This window comes from Microbacterium panaciterrae (genome assembly GCF_039541635.1).
Classification (GTDB): Bacteria; Actinomycetota; Actinomycetes; order Actinomycetales; family Microbacteriaceae; genus Microbacterium; species Microbacterium panaciterrae.
This window is the reverse complement of record NZ_BAABGP010000017.1, coordinates 23,345-43,265: the sequence shown is the minus strand read 5'-3', so window position 1 is coordinate 43,265 and position 19,921 is coordinate 23,345. Positions and strand designations below refer to the sequence as shown.

Here is a 19,921-nt window from a genome sequence, read left to right as displayed (position 1 = left end):
CTCTGCGCGTCGCAGCGGTTCAGGGTCAGGATGGGGGCGACGGGCGGCATCATCACCGCCCGTTCGCCCTCATCGGGGCGCGGGTGGGGGGGACGAAGAGGATGAGCAGTGATCGACATGGCAGTCCACTGGACGCAGCGGATGACCGCATCGTCGCGGGCCGCGCGTCGGACGGAGACACCGCGGCTTTCGCCGTTCTGGTTCGGAGATACACGCCGATGATGCGGGCGTACGCCCGACGGATCCTCCCCGGCACCGCCGAGGTCGACGATGTCGTGCAGGACGCGTTCATCACGGCCTGGGAACAGCTCCCCCAGCTGGACGATCCCGGTCAGGTGAAGAGCTGGCTGATGCGGATCACCGGCCGCAAGGCGATCGATCGCATCCGCGCGCTTCGCGTTCACGCAGACGTCGACGCGGTGGAGCTGCCGGCGCCGGAGCGTGCCGCACCACCGCGCCAGGCGGAAGCGCGGGCCGGCATCGCGGCGCTGAGCGACGCGCTGCAGCAGCTTCCCGCGGCGCAGCGGGAGTGCTGGGTGCTGCGCGAGCTCGGCGGATACGCCTACGAGGAGATCGCCGAGGAACTCGACCTCTCCCCCTCGACCGTCCGGGGTCTGCTCGCGCGGGCCCGGAAGGACATCATCGTGCGGATGGAGCAGTGGCGATGAACGAACACGACACCCCCGGGCGCAGCCGTTTCGGCGTCGAGCCGGAAGATCTCGACGGGCACACCATCGAGGAGCTCGTCGACTACCTCGAGAGCGGGCGCGCGCCGGCGGATCCCTCGATCGACCGGTCGCCGGGAAGCCGGATCGCCCTGGACGCGCTGGAACGGCTCCGCGCGCTGTCCCCTCTGCTGCTCGCGGCCGACACCGCGTCGGAGCCCGAGCCCGACGAGAGCTGGGTGCAGAGCATCCTGTCCGGCATCGCCCTCGACGCGCGCGCCGGGAGACGGATCCCGATCACCAGTCCCGCGCCCAACGCAGATCTGGGGATCACCGAAGGCGCCGTGCGCGGCGTGGTCCGGGCTTCCGAGACCGCTGTGCCCGGAGTGCTCGTGGGCACCTGCCGGTTCGAGGGCGACGTCACCGTGCCGGGCGAAGCGGTCCGAGTCCTGCTCGATGTAAGTGTTCCGTACGGAGACCCGATTCCGGATCTCGTGGACAGGCTGCGCCGGGAGATCGGTGCGCGGCTGGCTGCGCACACCACGCTGACCGTGGCGGGGATCGACATCACCGTGCACGACGTCCGTCAGCTTCCCGACCCGACCGAAAGGCCACGATGAGCGACCCGCGCGACCAGGAGCTGGTCGAGGACATCGAAACCGCCGTGCGTGCGATTCCCGGGGTGACGGGAATCTTCCGGTCGGGCACCACCGTCGCCAAGGTCGTGGACGCCGGCGCCCGCCTTCTCGGGATCCGAGACGCTGACGCCTCGCTCGTCCGGCTCGAACAGACCCCGGAAGGAGCGCGGGTCGAGGTCGCAGTCGGTGTGCAGTCCTCGGCGGGAGCGGTGGCGACGACTACTCGCGTGCACGCCGCGATCGACGCTCTCTGCGCCGGTCGGCGGATCGGAAGCGTCCAGATCCGGATCACGGTCGTCCATGTCGACGACGCGACGCCGGGGTAGGCCCGGAGTGCGGAGCTAAACGCCGCGTTCAGCGATCCCCTTGACCGCGACCACGAGCCCATCCCACATCCGCTGCGAGTGGGCGGCACCCTCCGCGGTCTTGTTGTTGTCCTGGCTGAGCTCCAGCACCACCGGCCGATCTCCCGTGATCGTCCACGTGAGCGTGTGGTAGTTCTCCGGCACGTCCGGATCGCCCGTGAGCGGACTGAAGTGCGTGTAGACGAGCCGGCGCCCGGGCTCGACCTCGAGGATGGTGCCCTCGTCCTCGTAGTCGCGTCCTTGCCAGGTGCCCTGCCACGTGATCGGGCTGCCGACCCGCCAGTCGCTGCGCATCGTGGTGCCGACCATGAACTCCTTCGCGGCCTCCGGGTCGGTGATCACCGCCCATACCCGCTCCGGTGTTGCATCGATCGTGATCGTCGCCGTGGCGACGTGGTTCTCAGCCATCCGTGCTCCTCTTCGATGCCGGTCGCCGATCCGGTCTCAGGCTAGCCCTCTGGCCGACCGACCGGGAGTGCCGGGGCGGCTGCAGGAGGACCGCGGCGCCGCTCGGCGTCGCCTCTCGGAGCGTACGCTCACACTCGGAGGTGCTGACGTGGGAGTCATCGTCTGGATCGCGACCGGTCTGCTGTCCGTGGTCTTCGTGCTCACCGGCGCCATCAAACTCGTGCGGACCAGCGAACAGCTGGCCGCATGGGGCCTCGGCTGGACGGAGGACTTCGCACCCGTCGCCGTCAAGCTGATCGGCGTCGCCGAGATTCTCGGCGTGGCAGGCCTCATCATCGGAGGCCTGGTCCCCGTGCTCGCGTGGGCGGCGCCGGCCGCCGCGATCGGCCTCGCGCTACTCATGATCGGGGCCGTGATCACGCACGCCCGCCGCCGTGAGTGGAAGAACATCGTGCTGAACGTCGCGCTGCTCGCGCTGGCCGTATTCGTCGCCGTTGCGCGACTTGTCGGGTAGTCGGCGCGCAGAATGATGTCGAGAACTGACCATCGGCTCCGACCACACGGCGAGCACGACAACCGGTCGATGCCACGAACAGATGGAGAACGACCATGAAGTACATGATTCTCATGCAGGTCCGCCAGGACGTGCTGGATGCACTCACCGCCGAGCAGATGCAGGCGATCGGCGACGGGCACCAGTCCTTCATCGATGCGATCACCGCCTCGGGAGAGATGCTCGGCACGCTCGCGCTCGGCGACCCGAGCCAGTCGAAGGTGGTGCGCAGCACCGGTTCGACCACCGAGGTCATCGACGGCCCGTTCGCCGAGACCAAGGAGTTCATGGGCGGCTACTACCTCGTGGACGTCGAGTCCGAGCAGCGCGCAATCGAACTCGCGAAGCAGATCCCGGATGCGGAGATCGACGGGCTCGCCCTGGAGATCCGTCCCGTCATGTTCTCCGCCGGGACCGACGTGTGACCGACCGCGGTTACGAGGACCTGTGGCGCGGCAATGCGCCGCAGGTCCTTGCCGCGCTGCTGCGCCGTTACGGCGCGGCCCAACTGGATCTGTGCGAGGACGCGGTTCAGGAGGCGCTGCTTGCGGCACACCGGCAATGGCCGACGGACGGTGTGCCCGCAGACGCGAAGGGATGGCTGGTGACCGTCGCGCGGCGGCGCATGATCGATCTGATCCGCAGCGACCACCAGCGCCGCGAGCGCGAGCGCGCCTATGCCGACGCCTGGCAGCCGCTCACGGACGCGGCCGCCGTGCACACGGATGACAGCGTGCAGGTGCTGCGGCTGTGCTGCCATCCCGCGCTGAGCATGCCGGCTCAGGTGGCGCTGACCCTTCGCGCGGTCGCAGGGCTGTCGACGGCTCAGATCGCCCGCGCCCACCTGGTCCCCGAGGCGACCATCGCACAGCGGATCAGCCGGGCGAAGGCACGGATCCGCGCCGCCGGAGCCGTGTTCCCCGAGCCGACAGATTCCGACGATCGTCTGGATCCGGTCCTCGCCGTGCTGTACCTGATGTTCACCGAGGGGCATACGGCCACCGAGGGTGCCGACGTCAACGACGTCCGGCTCAGCGACGAGGCGATCCGGCTCGCCCGCATCCTGCACGCGGAACGCCCCGACGACGTCGAGGTCGCCGGCCTCCTGGCGCTCCTGCTGCTCACCGATGCCCGCCGCGCGGCGCGGACCGGCGCGCACGGCGAGCTGATCCCGCTGGACGAGCAGGATCGCACGCGCTGGGACCGGGCCGCGATCGTCGAGGGCACCGCCATCCTCGACGCGGCGCTCGCCGCAGGCACGCACGGTCCGTACGCGATCCAGGCCGCGATCGCCGCCCTGCACGATGACGCACCGAGCGCCGAGACGACCGACTGGCCGCAGATCCTCGCGCTGTACCTTCTGCTCGAACGGGAGACCGGAAACCCGATCGCGACCGTGAACCGCGCCGTCGCCCAGGCGATGGTGCACGGGCCCGAGTCGGGACTCGCTGTGATCGACGGACTCACGGATCCGCGTGTGCTCGGCGATCGACGCCGCATCGCCTCGGTGCGCGCGCACCTTCTCGAGCGGGCGGGGCGTGAGGACCAGGCTGTCACTGAATACCTCGACGCGGCACGCGCGACGCTCTCGATCCCCGAGCGGGACTATCTGCGCGCGCGAGCCGCGCGGCTCCGCCGCTGAATCATCCGCGACCGCCGCGCGGCCATCGGCCTCGCCAAGCCGAGTGTGCGCCTTGCGCTTCCACGGGCCTAAGTGGCGATGAGACCCAGTGGTGGCCGACACACGGGTCAACCGCCCGGTACTGCAATCTAGGTACACAAAGTCCACAATCAGCTATACTGATGGCATGGAGAGTGAAGATGGACTGAAGCCATTCCTGAACGTTCGTGAGACCGCGAAGCTCCTTGGGGTGCACGAAAACACCGTCAGGAACTGGGTCACAGCAGGCACCCTCGTGTCAGCTCGTGTTCCTGGCTCGACGCAGCATCGTTTTGCTCGAGAAGAGGTCCTGCGCCTTCAGAAGGAACGTGGCTCAAGCGCTTCGTCGGTCGCACCCGCGCTTCGCACGGACGGGCCTGGGCTCATCACCGCCAACGAACTGAACGCCTGGGCTGCCCGCGATGATGCGAAGACCGCCTTTCCCGAGCTGATGCGTCGTCTTCTCGCGGTGACTCCCGGGGTCAGCAATCTGCAAGTCCGTGCCCACGAGGGTGTGGCTGCCTCTGGTTGGGACGGCACCGCCACGTCTGCAGGTAGTGCGTACCTTCCAGTCGGCGAGCTGCGCTTCGAGTTCGGCACGGACGCCAACCCGAAAGGAAAGGCTCAGAGCGACTACGACAAGCGGGTGCTCGCGCTCCCCGCTGACGCGAGTTCAGTCTTTGTCTTCGCCACGCCGAGGAACTGGGCTGGCGGTAGCGCGTGGGCTTCCGATCGCGCCGCCGAGAAGAAGTTCTCTGACGTGAAGGCCATCGATGCGCACACTCTGGAGAGTTGGCTCCAAGAATCGCCGTCCGTACATCGTTGGATTTCGGAGCGATTAGGCTACCGACCGCGAGACGCACAGACCATCGAACGGTGGTGGCAGGCTTTTCAGGGTCGCACGACGGTGGCGCTCCCGGCTGACTTCTTCGCGGCTGGACGCACCGCCGAAGCCGACGAGTTGCGCGCAGCCCTCACTGCCGCGGGATCCGGCAACGCGATCGTTGCCATTCAAGCGCCGTGGCGCGACGAAGCCCTCGCCTTCACCTTCACCGCCTTGGCGGCACAGAACGACCTCCTGTACCGGACCATCGTCGTCACCGACAGCGCCGCCTGGCAGCGGCTGACCGAATCGCGGTCTCCCCTGATCCTCGTCCCCCTGTTTTCCGATGCGCCCGACCTCGCGGCCGCCGTTGACAACGGACATCGGGTGATCTTGATCGCCGAGCCCGGCGACATCATTCGAAACGCCAAGAAGATTGAGCTCCGCAAGGTAGACCGCGCAGCGGCTCGCGAGGCGCTGAAGGCCGTCGTGCCCGACTCGAACAAAGCCGAGGCGATGGTAGCCCTCGCGCGTCGCAGCGTGCCTGCGCTCGTTCGTTCAATCGCGCGCGAGCCACGCTTCCGAGCCCCAGAGTGGGTCACCAATGCCGATCAAGCCGCTATCCTCGCACCGCTCGTACTGGTTGGTTCCTGGACGAACGCTGAAGGCGACCTCGCAGTCATCGAAAGGCTGACCGGACGATCGCGTGACGATATCGATCGTCTTTTGAAAAGTCTCGCCGGCCGTGCGGATGCACCGTTCGTTCGGTCGGGCGGCACCTGGCGTCTCACCTCGCCAGCCGAGGCTGCTCTTCTCCTCCTGCCAACGCTCACTGAGGGTGAACTAGCGAGGTGGGCCGAGGTTGTCGCAGATGTCCTGTTGACACCGGACCCCTACCAGGGTATGGACGCCGTCGCGCGTCTGACCGCGAGCACCCAAGGCACCAACCCCGCCCATTCTGAGACACTCAGGAAAGGTGTGGCGGACGGACTGGCGCTCGCCGCCGCGAGCGACGTCGAGCTTCCCGCTGACCTAGCCATGCAGAGGCGGGTGAGTCGGCTCGTTAACGATCTGCTTCAAGCCGCGAACGCGGATGACACAGGAACGACCTGGGCTCGACTGGCGGGTGTCCTACCCCGCTTGGCGGAGGCCGCCCCGGAGGTGTTTCAGGATGCGGTTGAACTCGACTTGGACCGCACTGACCCGATTCTTCGCACGATGTTCCAAGACAGCGGTGCGGACAGTCTTTTCGGACCGTCGTCGCCACACCCCAACTTGCTGTGGTCACTCGAGACGCTGTGCTGGTCGCCGACCTATTTCGGTCGCGCGGCAGCGCTTCTCGGACGGCTGTCCGCACTGGATCCCGGTGGTCGGCTGAGCAATCGTCCGATCGAGAGCCTGCAGAACGTCGCCGCGGGATGGTTGCCGCAGAGCGGGGCGAGCGTTGACGACAAACTCGCCGTCATCGCGCGCCTCGTGCAGCGCGAACCGGATATCGGGTGGAAGCTTACGCTCGGTGTCTGGCCTGAGAGTCACGCAGTTGCTTTCTCGCCTCACGCTCCGACGTATCGCGACTGGTCGCCTGTCCGGCAAGCGGTCACCTATGCGGACTGGGGGCATTTCGTTCATGAGCTCGCGATTCTTGTCACCGCCGCTGCTGGGACGGATGCAGCACGCTGGAAAGAGCTTGTTCCGCAGATCGATGAACTGCCGCCCCAGGAACGAGTCGCAGTCCTAGCCAAGCTCCGCGAGGTCATCGGCGCTCAAGACTGGTCGGCCGAGGACATATATGGGGTTTGGGAAGCGCTGAGCAGCGAGGCGGATCGGCACGAGGAGTACTCCGACGCCGAGTGGGCTATGCCTGCTGAGGACGTGGTTACGTTCCGCGAACTTGCTGACGCCCTCGCGCCCGCCCAGGACGGGCGACGGTTCTCCAGTCTCTTCGACTGGCGAGCTCACGTACCCAATCTCAAGCTGGGCGACGAAGGCTACGACGTCGAGCTCGCGCGACTTCAACGCGAGGCGCTCGACCAAGTGCTTGTGCTCGGGTCAGACGCACTGCGCTCGCTCACCATCGACGTCAAGACACCTCATGTCGTGGGACGGTTGCTCGCAGGCACGGCCGACGCACCAGATCAAGAGATTCTCGGATGGTTGAGTTCGTCGGAGCCCAACTTGAGTCAGGCAGCGTTGAGCTACGCGAACTCGAAGATCCACCAAGGCGGGATGGGGTGGCTGAAGCAAGCCTTGGCAGGTCCAGCGCTTCAGGAGCCTGAGCCTCAAGAGATTCTCATGGCTGCAGTACCCTTCTCCCGCCAGTACTGGACGGAGGTGTCCGCACTGGGTGAAGGACTTGACGAGGCCTATTGGAAGCGAGCTCAGCCCTTCTCCGCGGTCTCTGACGATCGGGCGGAGGGCGTTCGGCTGCTCGTCGAACATGGTCGTCCCTGGGAGGCGATGACACTTCTAAGCATCATGCTGCACGAGCAGGAGGAACCGGAGATCAGCCTCCTCAAGGAGGTGTTCAACGCACTACGTCGAGGAACAGAGCCTCCGCAGGACACCACGATGAGCGGCTACTACGTCGGCAAGCTTCTGGAATACTTGGAACACCGCGTGCCCGACGATGACCAGCTCCCCGGCTACGAGTTCATGTTCTTTGAATTTATCCACGACCACGAGCCTTCGGGCGCCCTCTACCGGGCGCTGAGTAAGGATCCCACTGACTTCGTCAACATGGTGAGCGCCATCTTCCGCGCCGAAGGGGAATCCAAGCGAACACCCACACCACAAGAGCAGGCCTTCGCGCACCTTTCCTTCTCAGTGCTCCATCATTGGCACACGCTCCCCGGACTCACGGACGACGGCACTATCGACGCCGACCACCTCACAGAATGGGTACGGGCCGCCCGGCTTGCCCTCGCGGATAGTGGCCGAACATCGATCGGCGACGAGCAGATCGGGCAGGTACTTGCCTCGAGCCCAGCTGGGTCAGACGGGGTCTGGCCGGCCGAAGCCGTTCGAGAGATCATCGAAAACGTTGGCAATACTCGGATCGACACAGGCTTGCACATCGGCAAGACCAACCAACGGGGCGTGACTTCGCGTGGCGTCTTCGACGGCGGCGATCAAGAACGTGTGCTCGAACAGCAGTACCGAGAGATGGCCAGCAAGATCGCCACGCGGTGGCCACGCACGGCTCGCATCCTGCGGGGCATCGCAGACAGCTATCAGCATGAAGCCCGCCGTAACGACGCAGAAGCGGAACGAATGGGCGACGACGGATAAGGCTCGCGTCCTCAACCACGATGGATCACTGGGAAGCTTCCGCGATCAACTTCCGCACGACTCGATCCACGCCGGAAAGCTCCCGCCGACTGGCTGGCTCCGCCAATCGGTCATGTCGCTCAAGCACTTCGACGTCGTCGAGCGTCTCGATCCACTTTCGGATGACCTTCGGGTCGGACTTGATGGGGTGCATCGCGAGGGTCTCGGCAAGTTCGTCACGTATGAAGTCAGCTTGAATGTGCTGCGACGAGCGGGTGGCCGCGGGGACATGACCGGCGGTCAAGAGGGCGGCGGGGAGGTCAACGTGCCCGACGGTGGTGTCGAGTTGGGGCGGCAATGCGTCGACGTCGCGATGTCCGAGAATCAAGTGCGGAATCGCGACGGTGCGTACCCACTCTTCGATCTCCCCGAGCTCCGTCATGAGAACGTGCCAGGTGCCGCTATGCGGTCGCTGGATTGACACCTTCGGCCAGATCGAGAGCGGCACGTACTTATCACGCGGGCCGCTCGCCAGGACATCACCTGCCACCAGCGGCCGATCTTCGCCGGTCGGCAGAACAAGCGTCGGGTCCTGCCAGTCGGGGATGACGGCACCGATCAGCGTCGCCGCAACTGCGGGCGTGCGATGTTTGGTGGGGTTGGTGTGTTCAGCGAGAACGCGTAGCGGATGCTGGTCGACGTCGCGGCGGTGGTACGGCTGCAAATCCCGAATCCTGCCAGCCAGCACAGAGCCGGTACGCAATGGTTCCAGTTCGAGACGACGACGACCCGCCAGCCACTTCTTGAAATCGTCCTCCGTCAGACAGGCCGGCATCTCGATTCGCCGAGCCTCCTCCTCGGTGAGTCCTCGTCCGAGCTGGTACTCGACCTCGACGAAGATCGTGTGCTCGATCGCGGCTCGAAGCTGCGTCAGAGCGTCTGCGGCAAACCGCTCCACTGCAGAAGGAAGCACCGCGACGCCGGCCACGGTGACGTGCGCGAGATCACCATCCGCAACGTTGGCAAGCTCAAGCGGTCCGGGCTTGAGGTAATCGAAGAGCACCTCCGCCGCCTGGGCGATGAGGCTATCGGCGTGGGCAAGCGTGTAGGCGACATGCTGCTGGTGGAGAGGCAGCCACGAGTAGTCAGATTGAGCCAACTGCCGGCCAGAAGGGCAGAATTACTTGCACGGATCGAGGTCGTCGAGCAACTTGTCGACCTCACGATCGGTCGCGCCCTGAACGAGACGCTCCTTCTCGGCCCCACCCGCGCCTGCCGGAACTGGTACCTCGAACTTGCGCTCGATCTCTTCGCTGGACATTGGGTCTCGTCTCGTTGGGGTGGACTGGTTCTCGCTCAAGCATCCACCCGTCCCCCGACAACGTCGTGAGACGGGTCTGCGTCGCCCCTCCGGCGGATACAAGTCCGACCTCTTGTAACTCCGATTCGGGCGGAGGTGCCCAGCACGACGTCGACGATCTGACCGAATTGGCGGGCGCGGTCCCGCGAGAATCCGCCGGGAATCCAGGTCTTGACCGCTGCTCACACGCTCTGAACCTCGCTGATCGTGGAGGCGTTAGGGATGTCAGGCTGCCCCGGGTCCGCGGCGGCAACATCGATGCCAACAGCACCGTCGCCAACAACTGACGGCACGAGATCAACGCGAGCCCGGAATGTAACACCGACCCGCCAGCTTGTGTGGGACGGTAATGGTGTGCCGGACTATGACTTTCGTTCCCTGTCGCCCATCGACTTCGAAGCCTTCACCCGCGACCTTCTCAATGCAGAGCTGGGTGTGGACTTGGTCGACTATGGGGTCGGTCCGGACGGCGGCGTAGATCTGAGAGACAACGTGCGGCAGATCGTCGCCCAGTGCAAGCATCGCCCGGATGCGTCAAAACGCGCATTGCTTGCTTCCGCGCAGCGCGAAGCCCGCAAGCTCTCTCATGCCTCGATGAATGAGTACCTGTTCGTCACATCGGTCAGCCTTTCGCCTGATGCGGAGGACGAGCTTCGTGAAGCGCTGAGGCCGCTTCCTGTTGGGCTGTCAGGCATCTGGCATAGAGGGGCGCTCAACGGCGCGCTCGCGCGCCACAAGAGCGTCGAGGAGCGCTCATTCAAGCTCTGGCTGTCGAGTGCCGTTGCGCTCGATGAGATTGTCTCGGCTGCGCAGTGGCAGCGAAGCGAAGAGCTTCTGCAGCGCGTGACCGATCGCGTCAAGCTCTATGTGCGGACTCCGAGCTTTCATGAAGCGCTTCAAAAGCTCACGGAAGAGCATGTCGTGTTGATCTCGGGTCCGCCCGGCGTCGGCAAGAGCACGCTGGCGGAGATCCTGCTGCTGACGCTCTGGCATCAGGGTTGGACGGTCATCAACATCGCCTCCGATGTCGACGAAGCGTGGCGTCATATGCGTTCCATTGAGCGAATCGTCTTCTTCTATGACGACTTCCTCGGGCAGACCAGCACGGCAGAGCTTCAGAAGAACGAAGGGGCGGGGATCGCAAGCCTGATCGACAAGATCAGCCGCGCTGGAAGCAGTCACTACCTGGTACTGACCAGCCGCGAGCAGATCCTCAACGTCGCGAGGAGCGGAGGCGATGACCGAATCCGAAGGATGGTGCAAGCGCGGGAAACTGTGAGGATCGAGCTCGGGGAGATCGATCGCTTCGATCGCGCGCGCATGCTCTTCAACCACCTCTACTTCGGATTCACGGCTTCGGAGGATAGATCCGATCTCGCGACCGATGCTCGATATCGCCTTGTCATCGATCACCCTGGATTCAATCCGCGAATTCTCGAATCCGTGGTGATACGACAGAAGCACCAGAATATTGATGAATTCTACGAGGCGATCTTCCATGCACTCGACCATCCAGATGACATTTGGGCAGGTAGCTTCCGACAACTGTCGACCGTCTCAACGATGATTCTCATGCAGCTCGCCCTCTCCCCTTTGGGATCCATGCGGCTTGATGTTCTCCGGGAGGCGGTTCGCCCTGCAGATCCACGCGACTGGATCTCGGCACTGAGGGTCCTGGAAGGCACCTGGGTCAGGCTCCTCCCCGAACGAGGCGAGGCGCTCGATGCAAGGCTCTACGACCCCAGCCGTCGCGACTTTCTCCTTGATCTGCTGGCCGAGTCGGCATACTTCGAGAGCGTTCTAGAGCGAGTGTCAACGCTCACGCAGTGGCTGTATTTCTGTCGTGTGGGGCGTCTCGTCCCCGGGGTCACGATCGTCAAGGAGTCCGCAACCAGCGATGCTATCCAGGCCATCCTCAATGATCGCGCGCATGATCTCGACCGACTGACGGCAGATATTGCGTCGCGCAACTTCGCCGCTATCGCACGAGTGGAGGGTGCCGGACAAAAGAAGAGGCAGTCCGCGGTCGGGTTCGTATACACGACTTCCGTGCTCGCTGATCGCTGCGAGGCACTTGCCGCTTTGGCGCATCTGTCCGTAAAGTTCTCCGCGCCCATGCCGCTGTCCGAGGGCTGCCTGCATGAGGAACTCCAACCGCTGCTGTCTGCGCTTCCGTCCGCCCCGATCCCGCCCGAATCGGGAGAGATCTTTCGACTGAGCCTCGCTCTCGTCACGGAATCTTCTCCGATGTGGGCAATCGAGGCAGCGATGGATCTTGCCGACTTCGCATTCGAGAACTGCACCAATGCGGATGACCTAGAACTCTATTCGAGGCTGCCGGACTGGTTTCGTGATGGCGTCTATCGAGAACGCGGGTCGTCTGCCCTTCGTCTGGCCTTAGCAAACGAGTTGGAGTACATCTCTCAACAGGATGACCCGGAAGTGATGACGAGCTGGCTGGACCAAGTCTGCGGGATCGCCGAGAGCCATGGGGTGTCACTCTGGGTAGATGAGCTCCGCGAAAAGATCGATGCGCTGCCTCGGGAACAGCCGTCGACGCGCATCGATGTTCCTCGAACGGATACCGCAATGTCCTCCGCCGGGAGCGACGAAGACCTGCGAGCCCTATTCAGCAAACTCAACGCATAACGCCCTCCGATGCGGCACGTCGCCGTCTGCGACCGGTTCCAACACGAAGCCGCAGCATGATGTGGGAGTCGAACGTCCAGCGACTAGGCACAACGTGAAAGGTGGCAGGCCTGGACGGGACTATGGCCACATAATGATCACCGCACGTCAACGTGGGGCCCACACGTCGAGTTCGAGAATGTGTTCCATGATGTCCAAACCGACCGCGAACAAGTAGCGCGACCCTCCACAGACCCGGGACGCTTCACGATTGACACCGCTGGGTTCGCACACTCGAGCTGGTCAGCGCGATCGTCGAGTACATCGAGGGCTTCCATAGCCGCTGACGTCAGCGCAGCGCGCTAGAGTTCGAGATCGAACACCGGCGACGAGCCACGACTCCTCAGCATGATGTTGGGGAAGCTGGATCGTGACCAAGGTGCCCGACAAGGTCAGGTTCCCGAACGCTCAATGTCGGTGGTCGATGATCCAATGCCTAGTGATAGCAGATGGGAGGCCCGAGATGGCGACACACGCAGTAGTTCGACACAAGACAGCTCCGGCACCGTTCTCGTGCCGGTGGTGCGGCATCGAGCAGCGTTCGCACGGAGACTCCTACTCCCGCGCTGTTGGTGGCCACTTTTGGACGAAGCCGACGAACAATCAGATCAAGGCGCGAATGGAGAGCCGTCGCTAGGCTACTTCGCGCGCTCAATCAGCTTCTCGAAACGGTCGGTCAGGATAGCAGGCACCTGATCTCGGCTTCGAAGGCCTAGAGCTAGAGTCGCGAGCATCTCAGGCTTGCCGCTCGGCCCCGAGGTGGAGCCGCGACGGAGCATCTCTTCAACGAGCTTGCTGAACTTCCCGTCGCGATGCGCAGTAAAGTCTTCGGGCAACCATGTCGCGCTCGGTTGGTCGTCGCCGTCTCGAGGCCAGCTTCGATTCGCCGCCTCTGCCCACAGCTCATCCGAGAACACATCTTCAATTTCGTTCGGTTCACCAACGTAAAGACAATGGGTATTCGGGTCCAGTCCACATGCGATCAACCTGTCGTCATTGAAGATGTGCTTTGCTCCAGTGCGGGAGTCCGCGTCGACCAGGAACGCCACCTGACGGCCATGCCCCACCAGGAATTCGGCGAAGCGGAGTGCGCCCTCATTGTTGCGACAGGGCCATAAGGCGATACCGCAGGACTCAAGGTGTCGCCCAGTCGCCAGCTTGAAGAGGACGGGCAAGGCGCGTGCTTCCGAGTCGCCTTCGACGCCAACGAAGAGTCTCTCGTGGAGTAGAACTGTGTTACGAAGGCCAACGCTTGCCGCGATCGCGCCGAGGTGTGAGCCAATCTCGGAGTCATCCGACAGCCGATCAACGACGGTTCGATGATCTTCATGCCGAATGTGGACGACGTTGCTGATGTCGACACCGTCGATCATATTCATCGAGTGGGACGCAACGACGACGGTGATGTTGTCTTCCCCAGCTTGCTCGTGAATCAACTGCATCAACTCACGCTGATGCGCGTAATCGAGATGGGTGTCGGGCTCGTCGTAGAGAAGTACGATGTCTTGGCCGGTCTCACGCAGAAGAAGTGAATTGTACTCCCAAACCGCGAGAGTGATGCGCCGTGCGCGCCCTGCGCCGGATCGATGGAGATTAACAGGTTCACCGACGGAGTTCGTGACGAAAATTGACGTGGATTTGAGACCGTTCGCGCTGCTCAGATTGACTGTGGGTTGGATGTCGATCTCGCCCACGTCTCCGACCTTGTCCTTAATGTGGTCGCGGATGTTCTGGACGTCAAAGACAAGTTTCTCCTCGATGCTTCGCTCGATATCCCTCACCGACCCGCTGAGCTCATCACCTTCGAGATGTGCGCGGTAAGCCGTCTGCAACGTGGCTCTGATCGCGTCTTCGGCATCGAAGGGGCCAGCGGCGTCGAACCTCTTTGCGGTCGGCAACGCCTTCTCCATCGCGCTCGTGGCCTTTGACCACACCAGTTCCTTCGGTGCCGCCGCGGCCGCCTCGTCGAGAGCGGCAATGAAGTCAGCCTTCACGCGCAGACCGCCTTGCGGTATCTCTAGTGTGTCTAGGCGGTCCTTCAAGTTCGGTATCGTCAAGTCCGCGTAGTCTCGCAGCCTGGCGTCGGTGGGGGCTTCCACAAGAAACTGAAGGACCGGTGCGTCGCCTCCGATGCTTCGACGCCTCAACTCCAGCGAGGTTGCGCCGAATTCTCCCTGTTCTTTGTCGTTGAGTTCGAAGACGCCCGTCACACTGGTTTCGTCGACGCGCTTGGGTTCGTCACCCTCGACACGTTCGTAAGTCATGTCGTCGATCCTGAGCTTGTACTCGCCCAGAAGCATGAGAATTGCATCGATGATCGCACTCTTACCGGCGTCGTTGTGCCCCGACAGGATTGTGGGTGATCCGATCCTCAGGTGCTCGAGCAAGCGAACCGATCGGAGCCCCTCGATCGATACAGATGTGAGTCTCATCGCCTACCCCTGTTCTAGTTCGCACACCGCTGGCCGCGCTGGACCCGAACATATCGGCTCGCACTACGCAGGCTTGGTTGTGGAAAAGGTGTGTCGAGCCCGCTCGTACGCTACGCACTGATCGTCCGAACCTCACGCGCATGATCAATACGGCCGAGAAGGATGCACGGATCGCGGAGATCTTGGATTCGCTCCACCGTTGACCTGAAGATGCTCGGCCATCCACGCATCCGAGCAGGCGCGCGACAGGCTCAGCCTGCCGCGTCCTCGCGGAGCGCATTGTGTTCGGCAGCGATGTGGGGAGATCCTCAATCGGATGACTGTTCATCATTCCGCTTTGCCACCGCACGGAGCGCCGCTCCACCTCGGTACCCTCCGCCGCGGTTCCCGGATCCGTGTGTCGGCGACGGTTGAAACGGGGCCATAGCGACGGGCGAAAACGAGGCCACCCAGACAGATTGGGTGGGTGATCTCGGTGGAGGACTGGGCGTTGATTCGGCGGCTCGTCGCGGATGGAGTTCCGCAGCGGCAGGTCGCGAGGCAACTGGGTATCGGCAGGTCGACGGTCGATAGAGTATTGGCGTCGGATCGGCCGCCGAGGTATGAGCGACTACGCGCATTCGATCGGCAACCGGTTCCTTCGCGGTGTCGACCCGACTTCGACTGCATCCGGATACCGAGCCGGACTCCACCTCAGAGTCCTGCCGATGCCGGGCCATATCCGCGTCCGTGAGATCACAACCGGGCTCGTGGACCGAGCCATCGACAGCTGGGAGACGGTCCATTCCCGCGCCACGCTCAAGAACACAATCGCCGCACTGACGCGGGTGCTCGATGAAGCGGTGCGCGACGAGCTCATCACCGGAAATTCAATGCGTGACCGCGCCGACAGGCGCTACCGCGCGAACCAGGAGCTTCCGCACACGAAGCTAATTCCTGTGCCCGGCGATGTCGCACGAATCGCTGAGGCGTGCACCGAGATCCACCCAAGTTACGGCGACCACGTCATGCTCAGTGCATTTCTGGCCGCACGCAGTTCGGAAGTAGGCGGGCTCCTCGTCGGCGACGTCGACTGGACGAGCAAGGTCGTTACGATCGAACGGCAGTGCTTCCCCGGCGCCGGCGGCCTGAGCATCAAACCCCCGAAAGGTCGTCGCGCCCGCCGCGTGCCGATCATCGAACCGCTCGAGCCTGTGCTGCGCAGGCTCACAACGCGACGGTCGCGCAACCTGCCACTGTTGCGCGGGCCGCGCGGTGGTGCGATCACGACCGCAGCATTGCGCGACGCAACCGGCTGGGACGAGCTGGCTGCATCGCTGGGGTTGCCAGGGCTGCGCCGTCACGACCTCCGACATGCAGGCGCCACTTGGTTCGCCAACGCCGGCATTCCCATCCATGTTGTGAGTGACATCCTCGGGCATGCATCGGTCGAGACGACGCGTGCGTACCTACACACTGATGACACCTCGCTGCAGAACACCGCAGCACGGATGAACGAGCACCTTCGGGGGCCGCGATGAGCAACTAGAAACGCCTGAACCCCTTGACCATGTCGAGTCAAGGGTTTCAGAGGGTACAAGACCGGCACGAACGCCGATCTCACGACCTCTTGAAAATACCTTCTGATCGGGTATTTTCTCTTCAGTCGGGCTGACAGGATTTGAACCTGCGACCCCTTGACCCCCAGTCAAGTGCGCTACCAAGCTGCGCCACAGCCCGTGGACGACCACGCCGGAGCGCGGGCAACTCCCCTATCGTAGCCGACTCCAGAACGGTCCGCGAAACCGACGCGGTCCGGGCGCGGCGCGGATGTCGGAGGCGCCGCGTAGGGTCAGAACATGACCACGATCACGACGAAGGCAGCGACGCCCGCCGAGTGGGAAGACGTGCAGCGCACCCTCACCGGAGGCGGAGACGGGGCCTCCTGCCAGTGCGTCTGGCCCGTTCTGCGCAACAAGGACTGGAACGCGACGAACAAGGAGCAGCGGGCCGGGATCCTGCGCGACGAGATCACGACCGGCCCTCCCCCGGGCATCGTCGCGTACGTCGACGGCGAGGCCGCGGGCTGGATCCGGATCGGGCCCCGCCCGGAGCAGTCGCGGCTCGCCTACACCCGCGCCATCGTCGCCGCCACGCAGGAACCCCTAGATGACAGCAGCGTCTGGGCGGTGACCTGCTTCTCGGTGCGACGCGAACATCGCGGCCAGGGGTTGAACGCCGCCCTGCTGGCAGCGGCGGTCGACTACGCCCGCGCATCGGGCGCCCGGATCGTCGAGGGGTATCCGGTCGACACCGCGGCCGTCACCGTGTCGTCGAGCGAGCTGTTCCACGGCGCGCTCTCGACGTTCGTCGCCGCGGGCTTCTCCGTCGTCGGAGAGCTGCGCTCGGGGCGCCCGCTCGTCGCCACGACCCTCGACGCCTGAGCGCCGCCATGCCGGTGCAGACAGAGCGACAGCAACGCGGATCCTACGATGGAGTGATGCAGAGCCGCACCCGACTCCGAGCGCTGTGGCCGTTCGCGCCGTACATCGTCGTCGCCGTGATCCATGTGACCTCGCTCGCGGTGCACAGCCCCCTCGCCACCCCCACCAAGGCGCTTCTGATGCCGTTGCTGGCGTTGCCCGTGATCGTCGGATGGAAGCGGCTCGCACCACGCGGGGCCGCGATCCTGCTCCTGGTGGCGCTGCTCTTCTCCTGGCTCGGCGACGAGGCGGGGCTGTTCTTCCCGTTCGCACCCGAGCTGCCGCTGATGCTCGGCTTCTTCGCCGTCGCGCACCTCGCCTACATCGTGCTGTTCCTACGCCACCTGCGCGTGCGCCGGCTCCCGATGTGGACGGTCGCGTATGTCCTGTGGTGGCTGCTCATGATGGTGGTGCTGGGTCCGCACACCGGATCTCTGCTCGTGGCGGTCGGCGCCTACGGCCTCGTCCTTGCGGGCACGGCGGCCACCTCCGCACGCTGCCGGCCGATGGTCGCGTGGGGTGGCGCATTCTTCCTGGCGAGCGACTCGATCCTCGCCTTCCGGCTCTTCACGCCGGCATCGATGCCCGACTGGACGAGCCCCGCCGTCATGATCACGTACACGATCGGCCAGGGCCTGATCGTCGCCGGCGCCCTGCGCGCACTCCGCCGCACGGAGGTGACCGCATGAGTGTCGAGCCCTGGGCGAACGGCCCGGTCCGGATCGACAGCTGGCTCTGGGCCGTGCGCGTGTTCAAGACGCGGTCGGCCGCGACCACCGCATGCCGCGCGGGGCATGTACGCCTCAACGGCGACAGGGTGAAGGCCGCGCAGACCGTGAAGATCGGGGACGAACTGCGGATCCGGGTCAGCGGATTCGATCGGATCCTGATCGTCCGGCAGACCCTCGTGAAGCGCGTCGGAGCGCCCCTGGCCGCAATCGCCGCCGAGGATCGCACACCGGTGCGGGATCCGGTGGCCGCGGCCGGGCTGCGCGACCGCGGGGCGGGGCGTCCGACCAAGCGCGAACGCCGTGACATCGACCGGCTGCGCGGGCGAGACAACGACTGAAGAATCTCAGAAGAAGCCCTTCCATTCTTCGAAGTTTTGTTCTATACTGAAGGCATGTCAGAATCTCCGCTCCTCACCACCACGGACCGTGGTGAGCTGCTGGATGCGTGGGTGGCGAAGCGCGCGCAGATCGCTCGGTTGGAGGGCGAGGCGGCAGATCTTCTGGCCGTTCGCGCCGGCCAGTTCCGCGCGGATGTGAAGGCCGATCCGCAGAGCCGCGACATGATCCGCCGTTCGATGATCGCGGAGTACTCGGCCGCGGGGCACATCTCGACCAGCGCCGCCGTGAACGCTTTCGCCGAGGCGGAGGCCCTCGACGAGTTCTTCCCCCTGCTGCGCGCGGCGCTGCGTGACGGCACGATCACGCTGCAGCACGTGCGGGTACTGATCGCGGCAGCCGCGCCGATCCGCGACGCCGTCGCCAACGGCCGCCTCACGCAAGAGGCGTACGCCGTGTACGAAGCCGCCGTGCTGGTCGTCGCCGAGCAGGAGACACCCGCCCGGTCCCGTAACCATGCCCGCCAGATCGCGGCCGTCCTCGCCGAGGAGACCCTTCGCGAGCGGAACGCGCGGGCAACGGCCGAACGCAGCGTCACGATCAAGGCCCTCGAAGACGGCATGGCCCTGATCACCGCTGTCGTCCCTGAGATCTACGCCGTCGCGATCAAGGATCGGCTCACCCGCCTGGCCAACGCCGTCGCCCGGTCCGGGATGGACACGTCGACCGACATCGTGTTCAGCGATCCCACCAGCCTCGCGGACGCCGAGGACTGGCCGTACGTCGAAGACCTCGATCCTTCCGATCCGCGGCTCGATGACTACGAGGCCACTGTCCTGGCCGGGAGTGCCACGTACGTCGTCGACCCCGAGCATGCACTCGATGAAGACCCCGCGCATGCGCCCGGACCGGACGCCGAGGTCGAGCTCGTCGCCGCCGACGGACGCACTCGCCGCCAGATCGAAGCCGACCTGTTCATCGACCTCCTGCTCGCATCGTCCCCATCCGAAGCATTCGGCACCGGCCTTGACAACATCACTGCGACCATCCAGGTCACTGTCGCCGCGACCACGCTCGCCGGCGAGGACGACCGTCTCGCCGAGCTGGACGGTCACGGCCCGCTGCATCCTGACCTCGCGCGGGCCCTCGCCCATCGTGCGGCCGGCTGGAACCGGCTCTTCCTCGATGGCGACGGAATGGTCACGAAGGTCGATCGGTACACCCCGACCGAAGCCATGAAGCGCTTCCTCCGCGCGCGTGATCAGCGATGCCGGTTCCCGGGATGCCACACGCCCGCCGGCCGGTGCCAGATCGATCACAACCACGACCACGCCCTGGGCGGGCAGACCGAGATCACGAATCTGGCGGATCTCTGTCTGGCGCACCACACGCTCAAGCATCCCGATGTCGATGACATCCATCGCTGGACGGCGCGACAGCTCCGCGACGGCACCGTGCGGTGGACCAGCCCGCTCGGCCGCACCTACGACGACCGCGTCCCCCGACGCGTGATGTTCGTCTAGACCCGCTCGG

The 19,921-nt window shown here is 64.7% G+C and carries 17 protein-coding genes, 1 tRNA gene and 1 pseudogene; 14 read left to right on the top strand and 5 right to left on the bottom strand.

Annotated features, from left to right (window positions below):
* Positions 1–101: 101 nt before the first annotated feature.
* Genes ABD882_RS12315 through ABD882_RS12305 form a run of 3 tightly spaced genes read left to right on the top strand, consistent with a single transcriptional unit; the run spans position 102 to position 1,629 of the window.
* Positions 102–668, top strand: a complete 567-nt coding sequence (locus ABD882_RS12315; protein WP_345187327.1) for an RNA polymerase sigma factor — start codon at positions 102–104, stop codon at positions 666–668.
* Positions 665–1,285, top strand: a complete 621-nt coding sequence (locus ABD882_RS12310; RefSeq protein WP_345187325.1) for an Asp23/Gls24 family envelope stress response protein — start codon at positions 665–667, stop codon at positions 1,283–1,285. The genes ABD882_RS12315 and ABD882_RS12310 overlap by 4 nt, the downstream gene beginning before the upstream one ends.
* Positions 1,282–1,629, top strand: a complete 348-nt coding sequence (locus ABD882_RS12305; RefSeq protein WP_345187324.1) for a hypothetical protein — start codon at positions 1,282–1,284, stop codon at positions 1,627–1,629. Before ABD882_RS12310 ends, ABD882_RS12305 begins: the two co-directional genes overlap by 4 nt.
* Before the next feature lie 15 nt (positions 1,630–1,644).
* Here ABD882_RS12305 and ABD882_RS12300 read toward each other — a convergent pair whose 3' ends face one another.
* On the bottom strand, positions 1,645–2,076 hold the full coding sequence (locus tag ABD882_RS12300; RefSeq protein WP_345187322.1) for an SRPBCC domain-containing protein: 432 nt from the start codon (positions 2,074–2,076) through the stop codon (positions 1,645–1,647).
* Between the two features lie 148 nt (positions 2,077–2,224).
* Here ABD882_RS12300 and ABD882_RS12295 point away from each other — a divergent pair, with 148 nt between their 5' ends.
* The 4 genes from ABD882_RS12295 (at position 2,225) to ABD882_RS12280 (ending at position 8,400) form a co-directional block, all read left to right on the top strand.
* Positions 2,225–2,590, top strand: a complete 366-nt coding sequence (locus ABD882_RS12295) for a DoxX family protein (protein WP_345187321.1) — start codon at positions 2,225–2,227, stop codon at positions 2,588–2,590.
* Positions 2,591–2,685: 95 nt separating this feature from the next.
* On the top strand, positions 2,686–3,054 hold the full coding sequence (locus tag ABD882_RS12290; protein ID WP_345187319.1) for a YciI family protein: 369 nt from the start codon (positions 2,686–2,688) through the stop codon (positions 3,052–3,054).
* Positions 3,051–4,271: an RNA polymerase sigma factor gene (locus ABD882_RS12285; RefSeq protein ID WP_345187318.1), complete on the top strand. Its 1,221-nt coding sequence runs from the start codon at positions 3,051–3,053 to the stop codon at positions 4,269–4,271. The genes ABD882_RS12290 and ABD882_RS12285 overlap by 4 nt, the downstream gene beginning before the upstream one ends.
* 166 nt (positions 4,272–4,437) lie before the next feature.
* Positions 4,438–8,400, top strand: a complete 3,963-nt coding sequence (locus ABD882_RS12280) for a helix-turn-helix domain-containing protein (protein ID WP_345187316.1) — start codon at positions 4,438–4,440, stop codon at positions 8,398–8,400.
* A gap of 25 nt (positions 8,401–8,425) precedes the next feature.
* Here ABD882_RS12280 and ABD882_RS12275 read toward each other — a convergent pair whose 3' ends face one another.
* Both ABD882_RS12275 and ABD882_RS12270 read right to left on the bottom strand, forming a co-directional pair.
* A complete protein-coding gene (locus ABD882_RS12275; protein WP_345187314.1) occupies positions 8,426–9,538 on the bottom strand; it encodes a hypothetical protein in 1,113 nt (370 codons plus the stop codon).
* Between the two features lie 21 nt (positions 9,539–9,559).
* Positions 9,560–9,700, bottom strand: coding sequence for a hypothetical protein (locus ABD882_RS12270; RefSeq protein ID WP_345187312.1), 141 nt, complete (start codon positions 9,698–9,700; stop codon positions 9,560–9,562).
* Positions 9,701–10,093: 393 nt separating this feature from the next.
* On the opposite strand from ABD882_RS12270, the gene ABD882_RS12265 reads away from it, so the two are divergent.
* Positions 10,094–12,388: an nSTAND3 domain-containing NTPase gene (locus tag ABD882_RS12265; protein ID WP_345187311.1), complete on the top strand. Its 2,295-nt coding sequence runs from the start codon at positions 10,094–10,096 to the stop codon at positions 12,386–12,388.
* A gap of 677 nt (positions 12,389–13,065) precedes the next feature.
* Here the strand turns inward: ABD882_RS12265 and ABD882_RS12260 are convergent.
* Positions 13,066–14,814 carry an AAA family ATPase gene (locus tag ABD882_RS12260; RefSeq protein WP_345187310.1) on the bottom strand — a complete coding sequence of 583 codons (1,749 nt, stop codon included), beginning with the start codon at positions 14,812–14,814 and terminating at the stop codon, positions 13,066–13,068.
* A gap of 511 nt (positions 14,815–15,325) precedes the next feature.
* On the opposite strand from ABD882_RS12260, the pseudogene ABD882_RS12255 reads away from it, so the two are divergent.
* Together ABD882_RS12255 and ABD882_RS12250 are read left to right on the top strand one after the other, a co-directional pair.
* Positions 15,326–15,469 (top strand): annotated as a pseudogene (locus tag ABD882_RS12255) (helix-turn-helix domain-containing protein); the annotation flags it as partial.
* Positions 15,462–16,379, top strand: a complete 918-nt coding sequence (locus ABD882_RS12250; RefSeq protein WP_345187309.1) for a tyrosine-type recombinase/integrase — start codon at positions 15,462–15,464, stop codon at positions 16,377–16,379. The pseudogene ABD882_RS12255 and the gene ABD882_RS12250, both read left to right, overlap by 8 nt.
* 125 nt (positions 16,380–16,504) lie before the next feature.
* Here the strand turns inward: ABD882_RS12250 and ABD882_RS12245 are convergent.
* Positions 16,505–16,578: transfer RNA gene (locus tag ABD882_RS12245), tRNA-Pro, on the bottom strand.
* Between the two features lie 119 nt (positions 16,579–16,697).
* Here ABD882_RS12245 and ABD882_RS12240 point away from each other — a divergent pair.
* From ABD882_RS12240 to ABD882_RS12225, 4 genes are read left to right on the top strand one after another with little or no spacing between them, the layout of a single operon-like run.
* Positions 16,698–17,282: a GNAT family N-acetyltransferase gene (locus ABD882_RS12240; RefSeq protein WP_345187307.1), complete on the top strand. Its 585-nt coding sequence runs from the start codon at positions 16,698–16,700 to the stop codon at positions 17,280–17,282.
* A gap of 56 nt (positions 17,283–17,338) precedes the next feature.
* On the top strand, positions 17,339–18,010 hold the full coding sequence (locus ABD882_RS12235) for a lysoplasmalogenase family protein (protein WP_345187305.1): 672 nt from the start codon (positions 17,339–17,341) through the stop codon (positions 18,008–18,010).
* Positions 18,007–18,390 (top strand): RNA-binding S4 domain-containing protein, encoded by a 384-nt coding sequence (locus tag ABD882_RS12230; RefSeq protein ID WP_345187303.1) that lies wholly within the window; start codon positions 18,007–18,009, stop codon positions 18,388–18,390. Before ABD882_RS12235 ends, ABD882_RS12230 begins: the two co-directional genes overlap by 4 nt.
* Positions 18,391–18,444: 54 nt before the next feature.
* On the top strand, positions 18,445–19,911 hold the full coding sequence (locus ABD882_RS12225; RefSeq protein ID WP_345187301.1) for an HNH endonuclease signature motif containing protein: 1,467 nt from the start codon (positions 18,445–18,447) through the stop codon (positions 19,909–19,911).
* Positions 19,912–19,921: the final 10 nt, after the last annotated feature.